The sequence below is a fragment of the Streptomyces rimosus subsp. rimosus genome (assembly GCF_000720725.1).
Lineage (GTDB): Bacteria > Actinomycetota > Actinomycetes > Streptomycetales > Streptomycetaceae > Streptomyces > Streptomyces rimosus_A.
In genome coordinates, this window is sequence record NZ_JOCQ01000002.1 from 69228 (window position 1) to 84635 (window position 15408).

The 15408-nt window shown below is 71.1% G+C and carries 8 protein-coding genes; 5 read left to right on the top strand and 3 right to left on the bottom strand.

The features are described from left to right. The first annotated feature begins 413 nt into the window (after positions 1-413). Positions 414-1070, top strand: a complete 657-nt coding sequence (locus tag IH45_RS0101300; protein ID WP_030659950.1) for a hypothetical protein — start codon at positions 414-416, stop codon at positions 1068-1070. Here IH45_RS0101300 and IH45_RS01000000142950 read toward each other — a convergent pair. From IH45_RS01000000142950 to IH45_RS0101315, 3 genes are read right to left on the bottom strand one after another with little or no spacing between them, the layout of a single operon-like run. Next, positions 1013-2449 carry an MFS transporter gene (locus IH45_RS01000000142950; RefSeq protein WP_030659952.1) on the bottom strand — a complete coding sequence of 479 codons (1437 nt, stop codon included), beginning with the start codon at positions 2447-2449 and terminating at the stop codon, positions 1013-1015. The genes IH45_RS0101300 and IH45_RS01000000142950 overlap by 58 nt on opposite strands. Continuing rightward, complete coding sequence (locus IH45_RS0101310; RefSeq protein WP_030659954.1) at positions 2446-4467, bottom strand: PEP/pyruvate-binding domain-containing protein; 2022 nt, start codon at positions 4465-4467, stop codon at positions 2446-2448. Before IH45_RS0101310 ends, IH45_RS01000000142950 begins: the two co-directional genes overlap by 4 nt. After that, a complete protein-coding gene (locus IH45_RS0101315; protein WP_030659956.1) occupies positions 4464-5936 on the bottom strand; it encodes an ATP-grasp domain-containing protein in 1473 nt (490 codons plus the stop codon). Before IH45_RS0101315 ends, IH45_RS0101310 begins: the two co-directional genes overlap by 4 nt. 391 nt (positions 5937-6327) lie before the next feature. On the opposite strand from IH45_RS0101315, the gene IH45_RS0101320 reads away from it, so the two are divergent. The 4 genes from IH45_RS0101320 (at position 6328) to IH45_RS0101335 (ending at position 15168) form a co-directional block, all read left to right on the top strand. Continuing rightward, complete coding sequence (locus tag IH45_RS0101320) at positions 6328-7602, top strand: PAS domain S-box protein (protein ID WP_032916617.1); 1275 nt, start codon at positions 6328-6330, stop codon at positions 7600-7602. A 465-nt stretch (positions 7603-8067) separates the two neighbouring features. Further along, positions 8068-9633: a sigma-70 family RNA polymerase sigma factor gene (locus tag IH45_RS0101325; RefSeq protein ID WP_030659959.1), complete on the top strand. Its 1566-nt coding sequence runs from the start codon at positions 8068-8070 to the stop codon at positions 9631-9633. Between the two features lie 499 nt (positions 9634-10132). After that, the gene (locus tag IH45_RS0101330; protein ID WP_030659960.1) at positions 10133-12499 is read left to right on the top strand and encodes a non-reducing end alpha-L-arabinofuranosidase family hydrolase; all 2367 of its coding nucleotides are present in this window, start codon (positions 10133-10135) and stop codon (positions 12497-12499) included. Positions 12500-12540: 41 nt separating this feature from the next. Beyond that, positions 12541-15168 carry an RICIN domain-containing protein gene (locus IH45_RS0101335; protein WP_030659961.1) on the top strand — a complete coding sequence of 876 codons (2628 nt, stop codon included), beginning with the start codon at positions 12541-12543 and terminating at the stop codon, positions 15166-15168. Positions 15169-15408: the final 240 nt, after the last annotated feature.

Sequence of the window (15408 nt, forward strand, 5' to 3'; positions counted from 1 at the left end):
ACCGCCTGCGGATGCCGCAGGCCCGGACCGGCGGATGGTGGCCGTCGTCGCATCCACCGGGCGAAGACCCCACTCCGGCACACCAGAACCTGCCAAGAGCAACCGAACGCCGACCGGTGGGCGCCCTGCTCGCTGGCGGGAATCCGAGGCCGTCGGCTGTGCGGGCACGCCCGGTGAGGGCCCTTCGGCGCGATTCCTTGCTGACACGGAACCCCCGGCCACGGCCGACGTGCTCGGTGGCGTCCCGGCGAGTGGCGTGTGCTGTTCAGGGGTATGGCGGGAAGCAGCGATGACGGGGGAGCGGGTCTCTTCCGGGGGTGCGAGGGGCCGTAGGGGTGCTTCGTGCGTCCGTTTGTCACGCACCTGACGGGGGCGCGTCTGTGTGGCGCGTCGAAGAGAGAGGCGCGAACGCCATGCAGAGAACCTCCTTCCGTGGCTTCTTCCGTAGCGGTTTCCGTACCGGTCTCGTGTTGCCGGCCGCCGCGTTGGCGTCGGTCATGCTGGGTACCGCGGCGAGTGCGGCCGTGCCGGCGGACGTGTCGCACGGCGTTCCGGCCGGGGCGCGGACACCTTCGGCGCGCGGCTGTGCCATCGTCTACTTCGATCTGGGCGAGACTCTGGTGCACACGGCCGCGGACTCCGGCATCAGCTACCTGCCGGGTGCGGCCGCGTACCTGCGCACGTTGCGGGAGCGGCACATCGAGGTCGGGCTGATCACCAACGTGCCGTCCTCGTGGGGCAAAACGGATGCCGAGCGCGCTGCCGCCCTGAAGAAGGAGGTCGACGGCGCATGGAAGGGGCCCGTCCCGTTCGCCTGGGAGGACTTCGGCGACCGGATTCTCACTCCGCGTACCGAGGCGGAGCGTAAGCCGGCGCCCGCCCTCTGGAAGCGCGCCAAGGCCGCGGCGCACGGCTGTCGCCTCGTCTACGAGGGGGAGACCGCCAAGGAGACGTACGTGGCGGCTTCGCTCGGTTACGTGGCCTATCGGGTCGGACGGCCCTTCCTTCCCGCCTACCTCCCGGTCCGAGTGGTCGAGTGTCTGGCGTACGGCTCCCGCCGGGGGGCCTGAACAGTTGCGTGTGCGCCTGCGCCCGTACGTACGCCCGGCTCCTCTGCCGCCTCGGAATCCGGCCGCTCCGCCGCTTCCAGGGCCGCAGCCTCGACCGTCATCCCACCTGCACCGCCCCGCGACCGCATGCTCCGCAGGACCAGTTGGAAGGCGCCGAGCAGCACCGCCGTCGCCAGGGCGCTGTGCCAGAGCAGGGCGTCCAGATGGCCTGCGGAGAGGTAGGCGCCCACGGCGACGGCCGCCAGCGCGCACACCGCGCGGTCCACGATCGACTCGACCGACAGGAGGGTGGCCCGCGGGGCGCCGGCAGGTACGGCGTCGTTGACCAGTTTGCGCTGGATCGGGTACGCGAAGCCGGCCGCGGCGGCGAACACGCAGAGGAGAGCGACGACCGCCCAGGGCCCGCCGAGGGTGATGCCCGCCAGAGTGCCCGCGAGGACGAGGCTGAGGACGGAGACCCAGGCCACCGGTGTCAGGCGGCGGCCCAGCCACTGGGGGCGGGCCGAGCCCACGGCCTCCGCCACCGTCATGGCGGCGAGTACCCCGCCGTGCGCGGACTCGCCGATGCCGTGGTCGAGCAGGATCGGCTGGAAGAGGTTGACCTGGCAGATCCTGGACAGGGTGAACACGGCCACGCCCTGCACCATGACCAGCGCCAGCCACGGCGAGGAGACGACGCAGCGCAGCGCGGCCTTCGCGTCGCCGAGTGAGGTGCCGCGCCCGCCCCTCGGCGCCCGGCCCGGCGCGGCCGTACCGCGAGCCCGGGAGGGCGCTGCTGTCCGGGGCAGCGCGATGACGCATACCAGGGAACCCGCCGCGCTCAGGGCGCTCAGGAGGTACGGGGCCGGGTGGACGAGGACCATCAGCGGCCCGACCAGGGGCCAGCACAGGATCTTCGCGGCGAGTCCCAGGGCCCGGGCGGTCCCCTCCGCCTTGAGGTAGTGCTCCTCGCACCGCTCGGCGCGCAGCCCGTCGTACAGGTAGGCGCTGGCCGCACCCGAGGTGAGGGAGCGGCCGGCGGCGATGGCGAGGAAGTGGACGAGGAAACCGGAGTACGAGGAACTGACCACCGGGGCGAGATTTGCGGCCGTCATCACGACGGCGCCGGCCCGCAGGCAGTTGCGGGTACCGATGCGGTCGGCGATCAGCCCGGTCGGGATCTCGAAGAGGCAGAAGGCCACGTAGTAGATGCTCTGGATACCGAAGATCTGCCCGTCGGAGAGGCCGGCGTCCTTCTGGTAGGCGTAGAACACCGGCATCCACCACAGCAGGTTGAACAGCAGCTGGAAGCCGTAGTTGAGGCGGATGATACGGCGGGCGGTGCCGGTCAGGGGCGTGGCCGCGGGCCGCGCCGCGGAGCGCGGGAGGCGGGGGCTCACAGCGCGTAGGGGCGGATCTGGACCAGGCGGAAGTCGCCCTGGTCGGTCAGCAGCCACTCGATGTCCAGGGGGTCGTCCACCTCGGGGGCGCTGAAGTGGGACTGCAGCAGACGGCCGGTCAGGGACAGGTCGGCGAGCCGGGCCCGCGTGGCGGCGGGCAGCCCCTCGTTCCAGGAACCGAGGGCGACGGTGCGTCCGCCGCCCTCGACGGTGTTGTAGAGGTACTGCTGCGGCAGCACCTCGCCCTCGACGACCTGTTCGGGCGAGCCCGGCGAACAGTTGAGGTAGACGTTGCGGAAGTCACCGCGCCGGGTGGGGTCGCAGGTTACCAGGACGCCGCCGAGCGCGGCGGGGACGTACTCCTGGATGATCACGCCCATGTAGGTGTCGTCCAGGGATATGCCCACCTGGTGGCGCAGCCGCACACTGCGCGGCGAGAGCAGGGAGGCCCACACCTGCCGTACGGCATCGAGGAGTTCGCCGGTGCCGTGGACGGTGGTGACGGAGTCGTAGACCCCGGCCGCGGAGAAGCCCGGCAGGTCCTCGGCGTTGGAGGAGGAGCGCACCACGAGACGGCCGCCCGCGGCGAGCGGGGCGGGGAAGGCCCGGGTGATCTCCCCGGTGACGGAGTCGGGCATCGCGGTGTGCCGGATCAGGTGCTGGAGCTGGAGGCAGAGCGGGTCGAGGACGTTCGTGGCGTCGAGTTCGAGCGCCATCTTCAGCTTGCCGATGCCCTGCTGGAGCGCGGGGGAGGAGGTGAGGAAACGGTGCAGGAGGGAGAACGGCAGGGCCACACCCTCGGGGGCCGCGACGGTGCCGGCCACGAAGGAGGACGCGGCCGCCCGGAGTTCGGCGGCGGAGGGCGCGTCCAGGCCGAGCCGGGCCGCGAGGTGCCCGTACAGGTCCTTACGGGGCGGGCGGGGGCGGCCGTAGAACGTGGTGAGGTCGGCCGTGCGGCTGTCGAGCACGTGGTGCAGCTCCCCGAGGTTGGCCGCCTTGGTGCCGTAGCGGTCCCGGTCGGCGCTGCGCAGCCGGTGCAGGGAGAGTACGGGCGCGTCCTCCAGGAGCGGCGGTTCCAGGCGGATGCGCTGCTGGTGCCAGGCCGGGGCGCGCAGTTCGGGGGCCTGCTCCAGCCGCTCCAGGGTGATCTCGTCCTCGCGGACCCGGTAGCGGACCCAGGCCCCGTCCAGCCCGTCCTTCTCGACGAGCTGGTCCAGGTCGCGGACGACCGCGTTGGGGATGCCCCATCCGGAGGCGAGGACGTTGGTGTGGGACAGCGGGGTGATGGGCGCGGTGTTGATGAACCCGGCCACCCGCTGCACACCGTCCGGCAGGCAGGGCATGGCGACGATGTCCGACCAGCCGAGCCCGCCGGCCGCCGCCTCGTACTCCGCCACGGTCTCGAAGCAGCGCAGCCGGCCGGTGGCTTCCCCGGTGTTGAGCGGCATGCGGACCCTGGAGCCGAAGAGCTGGTGGCCGAGGATGCGCGGCACCCGCTGCTCACTGACCGAGGCCAGCGCCTCCTCCTGGCCGTGGTTGGCGGGCTTGAGCAGGAGCGGCAACCTTCCGTCCACACGCTCCCGGACGAAGAGATAGAAGAATTCCAGCAGCTCCCCGTGCATGGTGTCGGCCTCGGTCGTCTCCAGTACGAGGAAGGTGCGCTCGCGGTCCTCCCGGCCCTCCCGGTCCTCGTCGGTGTGCAGGGACAGCACCCCGAGCAGGAAGCGGCGCTCGGGGTCCATGTAGACGGACGCGTTGAACTCGTCCAGCCGGGCGTCGAGTTCGGCGAGGTCCATGCCGAGGACGCGGGTGGCGATGTAGTTCACGTGGAAGGGGTGCGCGGCCGTGTCGAGCAGGTGCCAGGTGGCCTCGGCGCGGTCGACGACGACCTTGAGGTACGGGTGGCCTGCCAGGACTCCGGACAGCGTACGGAACAGCGGCAGCGAGAGGTTCTCGCCGACGACCGTGCGGTCGGTCGCGGGGTCCGCGACGCCGACGGGGAGCTGGGTGGTGGTCATACGGCGACTCCCTCGGACGGTACGGCCGGCCGGACACGCGGGCGGGCAGGGGACGGTGGCGGTGCGGCTTCGGAACGGGGCCGGGCGGCCGGGGCGCCGGACCGCGGCGCGGCGGGCACGGCGGGCGGCAGCACGTGGGGCAGCGCGTCCACCAGAGCCGTGAAGTCCCGCAGCACGGTGCGCGCGTCGGTGGCGGAGAGCAGGCACAGGGCCGCCATCGTGTTGGCACCGCCGGCGGGGTCGTAGACCGGCACGGTGCTGCCGTCGGGCAGGGAACTCTCCGGTACGACCGAGAGCGTGCTGCCCTCGCTCAGCGCGACGGCCTCCCGCACCACGGGGAAGTCCCACAGCCTGCGGTCCCGCCAGGCCGCGCCGTGGCCGTCCACCGCGAGGACGACGAGGGAACCCGCGGCGCCCCGTGCCTGCTCCGGGCCGAGGACCCGCTCGGGCCAGTCGACCGGACGGCCCAGCAGGTGGTCCACGAGCATGCCGACGACGTCGAGCCCGAACACCTCCTCGATCTGCGGGACGGTCATCGCGCCGCCGAACCGGGCGGCCGTCTCGATCAGCCACATCCGCCCGTCGGCGCCGAGCTTGATCTCGGTGTGGGTGCCGCAGTCGCGCAGGCCGAGGGCGTCCACGGCCTCCCGGGCGAGGGCCACGACGCGATCCTGGAGGTCGGCCGGAAGCAGCGCGGGGGTGATGCCGGCGCGCTCGGTGAACGGCTGCACCGTCGGCATCCGGCCGCTGACGCAGACCGGCCGGAAGACGCCGCCGGTCACCACGCCCTCGACGCTGACGTAGTCGCCCCAGCCGGGCTCGTCGAACCAGCCCGCGGTGTCGCCGGTCACGATCTCCTCGACCACGAAGTGCCCGGCCGCCTCGGCCACATGGAGCTCGGCGAAGCCCAGCCGGGCGGACTGGTCCATGGTCTCGCGCGAGCGCCGCCAGGCGGTGTCGGCCTCCTGCGGGGAGCCGATGATCTGGTGGGCGGTGGAACCGGCGCTCCAGGCCGCCTTCAGCAGCAGGGGAGCAGTCAGGGTGGCGACGGCCTCGTGCAGGTCCGCCTGCGTGGCGACGGGACGGAACGCGGGCTGCGGCAGGCCGTGCCGGTGCCAGGTGTGCCGCATCATCCGCTTGTCGCGGGCGAGCGCGGCGGCGTCTCCCGCCCCGGCGAGACCGAGCGCCTCACACGCCTCGGCGACGGCCACGACCGCGTACTCGGAGAAGGTGAGGACCGCGTCCGCGCCGACGGCTCCGGCCCGCGAGACGATCAACGAGACCAGGTCGGACCGCTCCGCGTCGGTGGGCGTCACGACCGAGGCGCACAGGCGCTCCGCGGACGCGGCGACCGACGGCGGAAGCGCGCTGAGCGCCAGCAGGTGCACGTCCGCTCGCGCGGCTGCCCGGGACAGGACATGGCCGAGCGGCGGACCGCCCTTGGCGTGCACCAACAGCACCGTGCTCACGGAAATTCGTCTCCTATCGCTTGTCACTTGTCTGTTCGCCCGTCCGTCCGGGGCGCCGGGCCGTGGCCCGGCCCCGCTGCCCGTCAACCGTGACCGGGCACCATGACGCAACCCGCGTAGAACACGGCGGGTAACCGTCGCTACACACAAGGGAATCAGAAGGCGGGTGCCGGAAGTGCCGCCGGAGGCGGGCGCCAATCAGGCAAATGCCAAAGTCGTGGACATCGTTGGAGTGCGGACGAAGGTTGTGGATCACCTATGGCAAGCTGCCCCGGCGACGCGCTCACGTACCGCAGTCGGCCGATAACCGAGCATGGCCGGACTCCGCACGGGATAGGCATCGCCCTGTCACTTCCCGCCGCCCGGCGGGAACATGGACGGAAAGGCCGTCGTGGACGATTCCGGTCTCAGAGCACTGCTGGAGCACCTCCCCGTGTCCTGGTGGGAGGCCGACGAGCAGGGGCGCGTCAAGGAACGGGGCGGCGGGGCCTTCGCCGACCTGCCCACCGCGCAACGCTTCCTGGACCGCGCGCGCCAAGAGCTGCCTGCTCAGGGAGACGCCCTCCAAGGGGGCCACTCCCTCGTCCAGTTCGACGGCCGGACCTTCACCGTGAGATGGCCCCAGGACGGAAGCCGGGGCTGGACGCGCGGGCTCGCGATGGAGGCCGGCGCGCAGCCCGCGGGCGGCCGGCCGTACGCCGCGTTCGCGGACTTCGCCGACTTCGCGCCGGCCGCGGCCTTCCTCCGCGACCCCGACGGCCGCTACTTATGGGCCAATCACGCCTACGCGCATCTCTACGGCACCACACCGGAGCGGGTCGTCGGCAGCCGTATCGAGGACTTCGACACCCCCGCCGACGCCGACCGGTTCCGGGCCCTGGACCAGGAGATCCTCCGCCGCGGCAAGCCGGTCCGCCACCACCTGCGCTACCACCGTTCGGACGGCAGCACCGGGCAGGCGGCCGGCCACCGCTTCCCGGTCCAGGAGAACGGCCGGACCTGTGTGGCCGGGATCTATGTCGACATCACCGACCACGTCCGCGCGACGAGCCAGCGCCGGGAGGCCGAGGAGAATCTGCGCGCACTGCGGGATTACAGCGGTCTGCCCTGTGCGCTGCTCTCGGTCGGCGGCCGTATCGAACAGGCGGGCACGGCCGCTGCCGAACTGTTCCGGACACGCCTGTCCGACCTCGTCGGCCGCCGTGCGCACACCCTGCTCGCCGCCACGCCCGACCTGCGCCCCCTGCGCCGCGCCTGGGAGGGGCTGATCACCCGTCGCATCAGGCGGGCGGAGACCTCCGCCGTACTCCTGGACACCGAGGGGCGCCAGCGCCGCGCCCAGCTCCACCTGTCCACGGTGAGCGGGCCCGTCGGCCGTGTCGCGCACGTGTGGGCCGTCGTCACCGACCAGAGCATCGCCCACGAGGCCCACCCGCCGCTCACCGCCGCGCAGATCCGCATACTGTCCCTCCTCGCCGGCGGCCGCACCAACGGCGAGATCGCCACCTCGCTGAAGCTCTCCCGGCAGGCGGTCGACTACCACCTCAGCCGGCTCCGGGACCTGCTGGGCGCCGAGACCAGGCCCGCCCTCGTCGCCCGTGCCTACGTCCTGGGCATCCTCGCTCCCCGCGCCTGGCCGCCGCGCCCGGCCACCGGGAGGCTGTGATGCCGGCGGCCCTCGGTGGTCAGCCGGGTACCCGGACGAGCGAGGCGGTGACGACGCGTGCGGTGCGGACGATAGCCGCACGCTGAAATGGCGGTCTCGATGCTCATTCGACGCTCGTCCTGATGGGGCATCACCTGGCTGATAGCGCAGTTCGCGCCAGCTGGTAGGCGTGCGCTGTTGAGGGCTGGGTTTCCCGCAACCCGCCGGGTCCCGGCGCCGCCGATTGCAGCGACAAGCGCGCTGCTTCCGTACTTCGGTGAGCCGGACATCTGGCATAGCAGGTGCTCAACAGGTGGGGACGTGCGCTCGCACGGTCCGTCCACGAGTTGGCCGCCTGCTACCCGAACGCACCCGCGGGCCGGCTCGTCCGCCGAAGGCGCAGGCTTTGGCCGTAACTGTTTGCCGACGCTAAGGTATGCCGCCGTACTCGGCGGATCGCTCCCTTGACGAAGGTGGGATGGGCTCATGGACGCGGGCCATGTGGAGCTGGTTGTCGCGGCGCAGGCCGGTGACGGCCGGGCGCGCGAGAAGCTGATCGCCGCGTACCTGCCGTTGCTCTACAACATCGTCGGGCGGGCGTTGAGCGGACATGCCGACGTCGACGACGTCGTCCAGGAAACGCTGCTGCGCGTGGTACGCGACCTGCCCGACCTGCGTGCTCCGGAAAGTTTCCGCTCCTGGCTGGTGTCGATCGCGCTCCGCCAGGTCAATACCCACTGGCACCGGCAACGCACTCTCGCCGACCGGACCACGGTCATCGACGAGGCACTCCGGACACCACATGCCGGCGCCGCGCTCGAAGACATGACGATCCTGCGTCTGCACATGTCGGACGAGCGCCGTCAGGTGGTCGAAGCCGCCCGGTGGCTCGACCCGGACCACCGGGTGCTGCTGTCGCTGTGGTGGCAGGAATGCGCCGGTTTGCTGAGCCGTCAGGACATCGCCGACGCGATGGGGCTCAGCGCCGCCCACGCCGGAGTACGTTTGCAGCGCATGCGCGAGCAACTGGAACTGAGCCGGACGATCGTCGCCGCGCTGGGGGCGGACCCGCGCTGTCCGCAGCTGAACGAGACCGTCGTCGGCTGGGACGGTCTCCGTACATCGGTGTGGCGCAAGCGGATCGCACGGCACACCCGCGACTGCCCGGTCTGCACGACGACCGAACGGGTTCCGGCCGAACTGCTGCTTCTCAACATCGCGCCGCTGGCCGTCCCGGCCGCACTCCTCGCCGCGCTGGCCGCCAAGGGCCTGCTGTCGGGTACGGCTGCCGCGGGCGCCGCCGGGCTGGCCGCGGCACACGTCAGTGTCGGCACGGCGACGGGGGGAAGCAGTCTGCACGGCTCGCTGCTCGGCAAACTGCACGTGGTGACCGCTCATCCGGTGGTGAGCCTCGCCACCGGCGCGGTGCTCGTCGCCGGGGCCGCCACTTATGCGGCCTGGCCCGAACCGGCGCCCCGGACGCCCGCCGTCATCGCCGCTCCCGAGGTCGGCACCCCCACGCCGCTCCCGACGCGCGCCCCCACGCCGACCCCGTCGCGTACCACCACCTCGCCCAAACCGTCCCCGGCGAGTCCGTCCGCCGTCGCAGGAACGGTTCCGCTGGGCGCCCAGTCGCTGGAGTCCGTGGACCAGCCCGGCCTGTTCGTCACGTATGCCGGCGACTTCGCGACGCTCGGCGGGCGAGTCCCCGCGCCCGGCGGCGCACAGGCACCGCAACGGATCGCCTTCACGGTCGTCGGGGGACTGGCCGACACACGGTGCGTCACGCTCCGCGCCGCGGACGGCCGGTATCTTCGCCATCAGTACCTGCGGCTACGGCTGAGCACCAATGACGGCAGCCAACTGTTCCGTGAAGACGCCACCTTCTGTCCGCGCCCCGGGGCGGTCGCCGGGTCGGTGACCCTGCACGCGCACAACTATCCCGGATCGGTCCTCCGCCACCGCGACGGTGGCATCTGGCTCGATGGCTCCGACGGCACTCGGGCCTTCGCCGGCCAGGCTTCCTTCATCTCGCGCGGGGCCCGGGCCTGAGAACCGCCTTACGAGAATCCTGGGCCGGGTCGCTCAGTGACAGCCGGCGATTCCCCAGCACGAGCCCACACCACGCCCCCACCCCGCAGTGAGCCGAGCGCTGCGCCGAATCCAGGTTCGGTCCGCATTTCATTGACGGCTGCCCAGCCGTAACAGCTCTGAATTCCTCCCCACGGGGACGACCGGACCACAGCGCTCGGCATAACACTTTTTGCCTGCGAGATGCATCACCGAGCAATCCTCCGGGCGACGCGACTTTTCTGTTACGGGACCGGGAGTTCGAAAGCCTCCACTTCAGGGGTGACCTTCCCGCCGCTCGCCATGACGTGCTGGCGTGGCAGGTCTCCCACATCCCGTTGACGTATCCCCTGAAGAAAGCGGCTCCCATGACGCGACACACCCACGAACCCCGGGTGACCGGTGGGCAGGAACGGACCCACGTCCTGCACCGCACCCGCCCCGTGGCAGATCAGGTGACCCGCGCCCCCCGAGGAGAATCGTGAAGGGCCTGCACCGGCTCCGCAGGAGCCGCCGGACAGTGACGGTAGGACTGTCGACCGCGGCGGTGATCGCCGGAGTCGTGACGCTTCTCCCCAGCTCCGCCGGAGCCGCCGCCTTGAGTACGCAGGCGGCCCCCTCGGGCAGGTACTTCGGCACGGCCGTGGCTGCCGGGAGGCTCGGCGACCCGACGTACTCCACGATTCTCGACCGGGAGTTCAACATGATCACCCCGGAGAACGAGATGAAGTGGGACGCCACCGAACCCTCCCGCGGCACCTTCACCTTCGGCCCGGCCGACCGGATCGTCGGCCACGCCACCGCGCACCGGCAGCGGGTACGTGGCCACGCCCTGGTCTGGTACAAACAGCTGCCCGGCTGGGTGAAGTCCATCACCGACGTCAACACCCTGCGCAGCGCGATGAAGAACCACATCACCACCGAGATGAACCACTTCAAGGGCAAGATCTACGCCTGGGACGTGGTCAACGAAGCCTTCGCCGACGGCTCCTCCCAGCACCGCAGTTCGAAGTTCCAGGACCTGCTGGGCGACGGGCACATCGAGGAAGCGTTCCGCACCGCCCGTGCGGCCGACTCCTCGGTCAAGCTCTGCTACAACGACTACAACATCGAGAACTGGTCGGACGCCAAGACCCAGGGCGTCTACCGCATGGTCAAGGACTTCAAGTCCCGCGGCGTGCCCATCGACTGCGTCGGGTTCCAGAGCCACTTCCAGGCGGGCGGCCCGCCGGCGAGCTTCAGGACCACCTTGGCCGCCTTCGCCGCCCTGGGCGTCGACGTCCAGATCACCGAACTGGACATCGCCCAGGCACCACCCGTCCACTACGCGAACACGGTCAAAGCCTGCCTGGCCGTGGCCCGGTGTACCGGCATCACGGTGTGGGGCATCCGTGACAGCGACTCCTGGCGCCGCGACGAGCGCCCCCTGCTGTTCGACGACAACGGCAGGCCGAAGCCCGCGTACACCGCCGTCATGAACGCTCTCCATTCCGGCTCCGGTACGCCCCCGGCCAAGCCGGACGGCGGTACCGGGGAGATCAAGGGCGTGGCCTCCGGCCGCTGTATCGACATCCCCGACTCCGGCACCGCCAACGGCACCCCGGCGCAACTGTGGGACTGCAGCGGACGGGCCAACCAGCGCTGGACCTACACCGCCGCGAAGCAGCTGAAGGTCTACGACAACAAGTGTCTGGACGCCAAGAACAAGGGCACCACCAACGGCACCTCGTTGGTCGTCCGGGACTGCAACGGCGGCGCCAACCAGCAGTGGAACATCAACACCAACGGCACGATCACCGGCGTGCAGTCCGGGCTGTGCCTCGACGCCGTCGGCGCGGCCACCGCGAACGGCACCAAGATCCAGTTGTACGCCTGCGCGTCCGTCGACAACCAGAAGTGGAGCGCCCCGTCCGGGACGACGGCGGGCAGCGGCGCGTGCGCGCTTCCCTCGACGTACAGGTGGAAGTCGACGGGTGCCCTCGCACAGCCCTCGAACGGGTGGGTCGCGGTGAAGGATTTCACCAGCGTGGTGCACAACGGCAAGCACCTGGTCTACGCGTCGAGCGCGTCCGGGAACTCGTACGGCTCGATGGCCTTCCGCCCCTTCACGAACTGGTCGGACATGGCGTCGGCCGGCCAGACCGGCATGCGAGAGGGCGCGGTGGCGCCCACCCTGTTCTACTTCGCCCCCAAGAGGATCTGGGTGCTGGCGTCCCAGTGGGGTGCGTGGCCCTTCAGCTACCGCACGTCGAGCGACCCCACCGACCCGAACGGCTGGTCCGCGCCCCGTCCGCTGTTCACCGGCAGCATCCCCCGCACCGATTCCCCCACCGGCCCGATCGACCAGACCCTGATCGCCGACGGCCGGAACATGTATCTGTTCTTCGCCGGTGACAACGGCAAGATCTACCGGGCGAGCATGCCGATCGGGAACTTCCCGGGCAACTTCGGCTCCTCGTACACGACGGTCATGAGCGACGCGCCGGACAAGCTGTTCGAGGCGCCGCAGGTCTACAAGGTCCAGGGCCAAAACCAGTACCTCATGCTCATCGAGGCGAAGGGCGCGAACAAGACGCGCTACTTCCGCTCGTTCACGGCCTCCAGCCTGAGCGGTACGTGGACCCCGCAGGCCACCGGCGAGAACAACCCCTTCGCGGGCAAGGCCAACAGCGGTGCCACCTGGACCAACGACATCAGCCACGGTGACCTGGTCCGCAACAACCCCGACCAGACCATGACCATCGACCCCTGCAACCTGCAGTTCCTCTACCAGGGCAAGTCCCCCACAGCGGGCGGCGACTACGACCGACTCCCGTACCGGCCGGGTGTCCTCACCCTGCAGCGCTGACCCGCCCGATCAACGGTGATATGCAAGGAGAACACCTCCCCATGAAGAACCACACGGACGGACGGCGCCGCGGGCGTCACCGCCGTCGCAGAGCCGCGACCGGCCTGCTGCTCGGCGTGCCGGCCGCCGTCGTGCCGTACCTCCTGTTCACCCAAGAGGACTCCCTGGCCGCGACGATCGACGCCGGTGCCTACTACAAGCTTGTCTCCGTGCGCAGCGGCAAGGTGCTGGACGTCAACGCCTTCTCCACCGCCGACGGCACCCGCATCCAGCAGTGGACCGACCAGAACACCGCCAACCAGCAGTGGAAACTGAGGCCCACCGGCGACGGCTTCTACGAGCTCGTGAACCGCAACAGCGGCAAGGTGCTGGGCATAGCGGGCGGCTCGACCTCCCGGTCGGCTGCCGCCGAGCAGCAGACCGACAGCTCCTCCGCCTCCCAGGAATGGCGGATCGATGACGTGAGCGGCTCCGGCGCCGTCACCTTCACCTCCCGCAAGAGCGGCCAGGTGCTGGACGTCTCCGGAGGCGCCACGGCCCAGGGCGCGGCGGTCGTCCAGTATCCCGGCAGGGGCAGCACCAACCAGCAGTGGAAGCTGGTGAAGGTGACCGGCAGCCAGGCGGCCGCGGCCGGACCGTACAAGTGGAGGAACGCCCAGGTGGTCGGCGGTGGTTACGTCACCGGGCTGGTGTTCAACCCACGGGAGAAGGATCTGCTGTACGCGCGCACCGACATGGGCGGCGCCTACCGCTGGGACACCGCGGCCGAGCAGTGGATCCCGCTCACGGACTGGCTCGGCGAGAAGGACTGGAACCTGCTGGGCATCGACGCGCTGGCCACCGACCCCGTCGACCCCGACCGGCTCTACCTCGCGACGGGCACCTACACCAACAACTGGGCCGGCAACGGCGCGATCCTGCGCTCCACGGACCGGGGCCGCACCTTCCAGCGCACCGATCTGCCGTTCAAGCTGGGCGGCAACGAGGACGGCCGCGGGGCGGGCGAACGGCTCGCGATCGACCCCTCGGACCACCGCACCCTGCTGCTGGGCACCCGTAAGAACGGCCTGTGGCGCAGCACCGACCACGGGGTGACATGGCGGCAGGTCTCTTCGTTCCCGGTCAAGGACGGGGCGGGCAGCGGCGCGGGCATCTCCTTCGTGACGTACGGGCCGGCCGGCAGCAACACGGTCTACGTCGGCGTCGCGGACAGGTCGGCCTCCCTCTACCGCTCCACCGACGGCGGCAGCACCTGGAAGGCCGTCCCCGGGCACCCCACCGGCCAGCTGCCCCAGCACGGCGTGCTCTCCGGTGACGGTTCGCTGTACCTGACGTACACCGACAACCTCGGGCCCAACGGCGTGACGGCGGGCTCGGTGTGGAAGTACACCCCGGCGGGCGGAGCGTGGAAGAACATTTCTCCGTCCCAGGGCGGCTACGGCTTCTCCGGCCTGGCCGTCGATCCGCGCAAGCCGTCCACGGTGATGGTCACGACCCTCGGCCGCTGGTGGCCCGAGGACGAGATCTACCGCAGCACCGACGGCGGCACGACATGGAAGGCGCTGGCCGGGAAATCGGTACGGAACGCCTCCGCCGCTCCGTACATCGGCACCCACACCGGGCACTGGATGACCGCCCTGGCCATCGACCCCTCCGACTCCGGGCACGTGCTGTACGGCACCGGCAACGGCATCTGGCGCAGCAAGGACGCCGACGCCACCGACAGCGGCGGCACCAGCCACTGGACCGTGGGCGCGCGCGGCCTGGAGGAGACCGCGCTGATGGACGCGATCGCCCCGCCCGGCGGTGCGACCGTCATCACCGCCATGGGCGACCAGGGCGGCTTCCGCCACGACGACCTGACCAAGGTGCCCGCCGGGCGGATGAACAACCCGATGATGAGCAACAGCACCGACATCGACTTCGCCCAGGCCAACCCCTCGGTGATGGTCCGTGTCGGCCGTGGCGGCGCGCAGGACGGCGCCTATTCCACCGACGGCGGCAACAGCTGGACCGGCTTCCGGTCGGAGCCGGTGGCCGGTGCCGACAGTGGCCAGGTCGCGCTCGCGGCGGACGGTTCGAGCATCGTATGGACCGAGGCCGGCCAGGTCCCGTACCGCTCGACCGACAAGGGGGCGAGCTGGTCGAAGGTCGGTGGCCTGGGCGCCGGCGCCGCGGTCGTCGCCGACCGCTCCTCGGCCGGCACGTTCTACTCGCTGGCCGGCGGCACGCTCCACGCCAGCACCGACGGCGGAGCGACCTTCACCGCCCGGGCCACCGGCCTTCCCGCCGGCGGCCGGCTCAAGGCCGTACCCGGCGTTGCGGGAGACCTGTGGATCGTCGGCGGTGACCAGGGGCTGCTGCACTCCACCGACGGCGGCCGCACCTTCGCCAGGCTCACCACGGTGAAGTCCGCCGCCGCCCTCGGCTTCGGCAAGGCCGCACCGGGCGCCTCCTACCAGGCCCTGTACATGATCGGCACCGTCAACGACGTCGGTGGGGTCTTCCGCTCCACCGACAAGGGCGCCACCTGGCTCCGCGTCAACGACGACGCCCACCAGTGGGGCGGTATCGGCAGCGTCGGCGTCATCACCGGTGATCCCGACACCTTCGGCCGCGTCTACATCGGCACCAACGGACGCGGCCTCCAGTACGGCGACCCGTCCTGACCCCGACGCCAGAGCGGATGCGCGTACGGCGCGTGAGCTGACGCGCTGACCGCAATGGACAGCCGCCCCTCCCGACCGATGCGACAGCTCGGTTGGAGGGGCGGCTTTCTGCTGTGGAGGGGGACCGATGGCGGTGGGCTCCAAGGCCCTGCCCGGCGGCACCGGAGGGGGCGAGGTCACCCGAGTGGACGAACGGGAGGGCGGCTGACGTGCGGGTACACCGGTCGGCTTCCAAGGTGG

Bases quoted from the DNA above. Each gene is read 5' to 3' on its own strand.
- IH45_RS0101325 (WP_030659959.1), top strand. From the start codon at position 8,068: ATGGACGCGGGCCATGTGGAGCTGGTTGTCGCGGCGCAGGCCGGTGAC.
- IH45_RS0101300 (WP_030659950.1), top strand. From the start codon at position 414: ATGCAGAGAACCTCCTTCCGTGGCTTCTTCCGTAGCGGTTTCCGTACC.
- IH45_RS0101335 (WP_030659961.1), top strand. From the start codon at position 12,541: ATGAAGAACCACACGGACGGACGGCGCCGCGGGCGTCACCGCCGTCGC.
- IH45_RS0101310 (WP_030659954.1), bottom strand. From the start codon at position 4,467: ATGACCACCACCCAGCTCCCCGTCGGCGTCGCGGACCCCGCGACCGAC.